We start from the raw sequence: 5,012 nt of genomic DNA, 5'->3' as shown, positions 1-5,012 counted from the left end.
CTCCAGCCCCAACCTCCCGCCCTGTCCCGTAGGAGCGGCTTCAGCCGCGACTCTTCTGCAAACCCACCCACACGAATACCCGTGGAAGAAGCTCCAGCCACAACCTCCCACCCCACCCGTAGGAACGGCTTCAGCCGCGATTCCTCTACAAACCCTCCCACACGAATACCCGTAGGAGGGGCTTCAGCCGCGACCGCCTCCTGGCAATCAACACCGTCATCTCCACCGTCATCGCACCCACTCTCGCAGCCCCCGCCCCGAACGCGATCCAGAAGCGAAATGCCCGCAACTTCCAGATTTCACCCACACCACACAACGCTCATCGCCACCGATCACAACTGGCGCTCCCCCTACCCGGCAAGCTAGCATCACGCCATCAGATAGCCCCGGGTTACCCATGTCACTGCCTCCCACACGGCACACGCAAGCCTCGTTGGTGTTGTTGCTCCTGTTCCTGCTCGGCAGCGGCTTTCTCACCACTTCGCTGCTGAGCTACTACGCCTCGCGCGACTCGATTCGCGACAGCATCATCAACACCGAGCTGCCGCTGACCTCCGACACCGTCTACTCGGAGATCCAGAAAGACCTGGTGCGCCCTATCCTCATCTCCTCGATGATGGCCCGCGACACCTTCCTGCGTGACTGGGTACTGGCCGGCGAGCAGGACACCGCGCAGATGACGCGCTACCTGCGCGAAGTCCAGGAACACTACGGCGCCTTCACCAGCTTCTTCGTCTCCGACAGGAGCAGCACCTACTACCAGTCCAAGGGCGTGCTCAAGCGGGTCAAACCGGATGAACCACGCGACGTCTGGTACTACCGCGTGCGCATGCAGCCGGAGCCCTACGAGATCAATGTCGACGTCGACATGGCCAACGCCGACCGCCTGACCATCTTCATCAACTACAAGGTGGTCGACTACGACGGCAACTTCATCGGGGCCACCGGCGTCGGCCTGGCCGTCGATGCGGTGGTCAAACTGATCGACGACTACCAGCAACGCTACGAGCGCAGCGTCTACTTCGTCGACACCACCGGACGCATCACCCTTACCGGCGCGCAGGGCGGGCCGCAGGGGGCGAAGGTCGGTGACTCGCTGGCCGACATCCCCGGCCTGAGCGACATGCTGGAGAAGCTGCCCAGTCCGCAGAGCGGCCGCTTCGAGTATCAGGAGCATGGCCGCGAGCACTTCCTCAACGTGCGCTACATTCCCGAGCTGGAGTGGTACCTGTTCGTCGACAAGCACGACAAGGCTCTGGCCGGCATCCGCCAGGGGCTCTACATCAACCTGCTGCTGTGCCTGCTGGTCACCGCCATCGTGCTGACACTGGTGAGCCTGGCGATCCGCCGCTACCAGCAGCGCATCGCCGCCCTGGCCACCACCGATGTGCTCACCGAGCTGCCCAACCGCCGCGGCTTCGACATCCTCGCCGAGCAGGCCCTGCAGGAAGCCCAGCGCGAGCAGAGCCCGCTCTGCGCGGTGCTGCTCGACCTGGACAACTTCAAGCTGATCAACGACGAGCATGGCCACCTCGCTGGCGACGAAGTCCTGCAGCGTTTCGCCCGGCAACTGCGCGACAAACTGCGCCAGTCCGACATCCTCTGCCGCTGGGGTGGCGAGGAGTTCATCCTGCTGCTGAAGAACACCGACCGCCAGGCCGCCCATGACCTGGCCGAAAAACTGCGCCAGCAATGCGCGGAACAGCGCTACGCCATCGCCGACCAGACGCTGCAGGTCACCGCCAGCCTCGGTCTCAGCCAATGGCAACCGGGCGAGAGCCTGCATAGCCTGCTCGGTCGCACCGACCGCGCGCTGTACCGCGCCAAGCAATCCGGGCGCGACCGCGTCTGCGTCGAACAGTGATGGATACCCAGCGCTGCCCGCTGTGCGGCAAGGCCAATCGTTGCAGCATCGCCGCGGGGCGCAGCGACCAACCCTGCTGGTGCTTCGGGGCGCAGATCGATCCCGCCGCACTCGAACGCCTGCCCCCCGAGCAGCGCGACACGGCCTGCCTGTGCCCGGCCTGCGCCGGCGCACTGGACGCCGCGCAACGCACTGAGCGGGATTGAGCCATGCGCCTGGACCGTTTCCTCAGCAACTTCCCGCGCTTCAGCCGCCAGGACAGCCGCCTGCTGGTCAGCGCCGGACGAGTGCGGGTGGATGGCGCAGTGGTGCGCGACCCGCGTAGCGAAGTCCGTGACTTCCAGCGCGTGGAACTGGACGACGAACTGCTGCAGGCGGGCCGCAGCGCGCGCTACTGGATGCTGCACAAACCGGTCGGCGTGGTCAGCGCGACCGAGCACGAGGAACACCGTACCGTGCTCGACCTGCTCGACGAGCCGGACAAGCACGACCTGCACCTGGCCGGCCGCCTCGACCTGGGCACCAGCGGCCTGCTGCTGATCACCAACGATGGCCGCTGGTCACGCCGCATCACCCAGCCGCAGCAGCGCAAGCCGAAGGTCTACCACGTCACCACCGAACAGCCGATCACCGACGAATACGCCGAGGTCTTCGCCCGCGGACTGTACTTCGCCTTCGAAGACCTCACCACCCTGCCCGCCCAGCTCGAACTGCTGGACAGCCACCGCGCCCGCCTGACCCTGTTCGAGGGGCGCTACCATCAGGTCAAGCGCATGTTCGGTCACTTTCGCAATCGCGTCGTCGCATTGCACCGCGAAAGCATGGGCGAGATCGTCCTCGATCCGCAGCTCGCACCCGGCCAGTACCGCGCCCTCACCGCCACGGAAATCGCCAGCGTCTGATCGCAGCACAGCGCCGAAACCTGACTACCCGACCAACGGTGCCCACAATGGGCGATAAAGATGTGACTCGCCCTTGCATGGCTGCAAGGTAGCTGCTTGAATCGAGCCATAAGTCTTTAGATGACCAATCGGTCACAACAAGACAAGCTCGTGTTCTTACAGTTGCTGGCGCTCTGCGCCGACTGGATTCCTGCCTGGTAACACCGCCCTCTCCCGACCGTGAAACGGCCTGGAGCGCTCGTCTGTTTCGATCCTAACTGCTTGAAATTCCTATACTTATAAAAATCTCTTGCCTGACATGAAGCTGTCACGCTCAGGCGCTTTTCTGACTGCTCAATCAAATGCGAACGGCCACCCGCTCGCCTTGACCCATTTGCGCCAGGAGGAAACGACATGAGGCCAGAAACCGCAGTCGTCGAGATCAACAGGAAGCACAAGGTTCACACGGAGTTCTACGGCAATCCGGCAGCAAGCAAGACCATCATCCTGGTCAATGGCTCTCTGGCGACCACGGCCTCGTTCGCGCAAACGGTGAAATACCTGCAGCCCCAGTTCAACGTGGTGGCCTTCGATCTGCCCTACGCCGGGCAGTCGAAGCCGCACAACAGCGACTTCACGCCGATCAGCAAGGAGGACGAGGCCGCCATCCTGCTCAAGCTGATCGACCACTACGGCGCCCAGTACCTGATGTCCTTCTCCTGGGGCGGCGTCGCCTCGATGCTCGCCCTGGCCCAGCGCTCTGCCACGCTGGAGAAGGCCGCCATCTGCTCCTTCTCGCCGATCCTCAACGTGCCGATGCTCGACTACCTGCACAAGGGCCTGCGCTTTCTCAATGCCGTGGACCGCGACAACATCGCCCTGCTGGTCAACAGCACCATCGGCAAGCACCTGCCGTCGCTGTTCAAGCGCTTCAACCACAAGCACGTCAGCACCCTGGACGAACACGAGTACCGGCAGATGTACGCACACATCAAGCAGGTGCTGAACATGGAAGCGCACTGCAGCATGGAGTGCCTGCAGGCCATCGACATCCCGCTGCTGTTCGTCAACGGCGACCGCGACGAATACACCTCGGTGGAAGATGCCTGCCTGTTCGCCCAGCACATCGACAACGCCCAGTTCGCGGTGATCGACGATGCCGGGCACTTCCTCGACATGGAGCACAAGGCTGCCTGGCTGCAGACCCAACGCGTACTGCTGGACTTCTTCAACGCCCCCAGCAAACGCCTGCAACTGCCGGCCAAAGGCGACCTGCGCGACCTCCAGGCCCTCGCGGTATGACGGCCCGCAAGCGCGGAGCGGCTGCATCTGTCGCAACGCTTCGCGCTTCATTTCTGTGCCGAGTTCCGGTATAAAGGCACCCGCTGCGGGTGTCGTATAATGGTAATACCCTAGCTTCCCAAGCTAGAGCCGTGGGTTCGATTCCCATCACCCGCTCCAGACAGCCAAGAAAAGCCCCGTCATCACTGACGGGGCTTTTTCGTTTCCGGCGTTTGGCAAACTTGACCCCAAGGGTTCAGGCTAGGAAAGATCTCTGCCTAACGGCCAGCCAGAAAATGAATCGCTTCTTCCCTTCTCCTCGAGCGATAGTTGACGTACAGGTGAGAAGCCAACGTCAATGGCTGGCTCGCGGGAGGAGCGTGACGGAGACCGGCCAAACTAGATCAGGCGACGACGACGCTAACCGAAGAATGGGTTAGCCCTCGCGGGATAACGGCCACTCTTCTTCTGGCAACTTTCAGCCGAGGGCTGCATGCGCAAGCGATTAGTAAAATTTTCTTTCACAGCCCTGCTATTTGTTGGAGTACTAGGACTATACCTTGCCTTTTATGGCCCTTTCAAAATAAGCCTTACAGGGTTTGTCATTGCAAGCATGATTACCGCGATCATTGTTTATTTTGACGTCACCCTCAGAGGCAACACTTATAATATCCACGACCAACTGAGCGCTCCAAACTTAATTATTTGCACTATCCTTTACTTCACACTTTCAGGATGGGTATTGGTCAGAGCAGGACATGAAGTGAATCGCCCCAGGTTTCCTAGACACTCTCCAAGCTCTGAAAATAGCGCTTTTCATACTCCACTGGCGATAGCTGCATAGCGCTGCTGTGCCGGCGCTTGGGGTTATAAAACATCTCGATGTAATCGAACACATCACTGCGAGCTTCTTCGCGGGTGCTGTAGGTTTTCCGTCGGATGCGCTCCCGCTTCAGTAACTGGAAAAAGCTCTCCGCGACCGCGTT

5 protein-coding genes and 1 tRNA gene are annotated in these 5,012 nt (G+C 61.4%); 5 read left to right on the top strand and 1 reads right to left on the bottom strand.

The genetic code is table 11. The features are described 5' to 3' along the window. The first annotated feature begins 397 nt into the window (after positions 1 to 397). The 5 genes from EWH21_RS08080 to EWH21_RS08060 all read left to right on the top strand — a co-directional run bounded on the left by EWH21_RS08080 (position 398) and on the right by EWH21_RS08060 (position 4,206). Positions 398 to 1,864 (top strand): sensor domain-containing diguanylate cyclase, encoded by a 1,467-nt coding sequence (locus EWH21_RS08080; protein WP_277700252.1) that lies wholly within the window; start codon positions 398 to 400, stop codon positions 1,862 to 1,864. Then, on the top strand, positions 1,864 to 2,070 hold the full coding sequence (locus EWH21_RS08075; protein WP_277700251.1) for a cysteine-rich CWC family protein: 207 nt from the start codon (positions 1,864 to 1,866) through the stop codon (positions 2,068 to 2,070). Before EWH21_RS08080 ends, EWH21_RS08075 begins: the two co-directional genes overlap by 1 nt. A gap of 3 nt (positions 2,071 to 2,073) precedes the next feature. Further along, on the top strand, positions 2,074 to 2,766 hold the full coding sequence (locus EWH21_RS08070; protein WP_152488200.1) for a pseudouridine synthase: 693 nt from the start codon (positions 2,074 to 2,076) through the stop codon (positions 2,764 to 2,766). Positions 2,767 to 3,159: 393 nt separating this feature from the next. After that, on the top strand, positions 3,160 to 4,047 hold the full coding sequence (locus tag EWH21_RS08065; protein WP_277700250.1) for an alpha/beta hydrolase: 888 nt from the start codon (positions 3,160 to 3,162) through the stop codon (positions 4,045 to 4,047). An 85-nt stretch (positions 4,048 to 4,132) separates the two neighbouring features. Next, positions 4,133 to 4,206 (top strand) — tRNA-Gly (locus EWH21_RS08060). A gap of 602 nt (positions 4,207 to 4,808) precedes the next feature. Here EWH21_RS08060 and EWH21_RS08055 read toward each other — a convergent pair. Next, positions 4,809 to 5,012: IS3 family transposase (locus tag EWH21_RS08055; protein ID WP_277698747.1), on the bottom strand; the 204-nt coding region annotated here is incomplete at its 5' end.

The organism is Pseudomonas sp. REST10 (assembly GCF_029542605.1).
Lineage (GTDB): Bacteria > Pseudomonadota > Gammaproteobacteria > Pseudomonadales > Pseudomonadaceae > Aquipseudomonas > Aquipseudomonas khazarica.
This window is presented reverse-complemented; position numbering and strand designations above follow the sequence as displayed.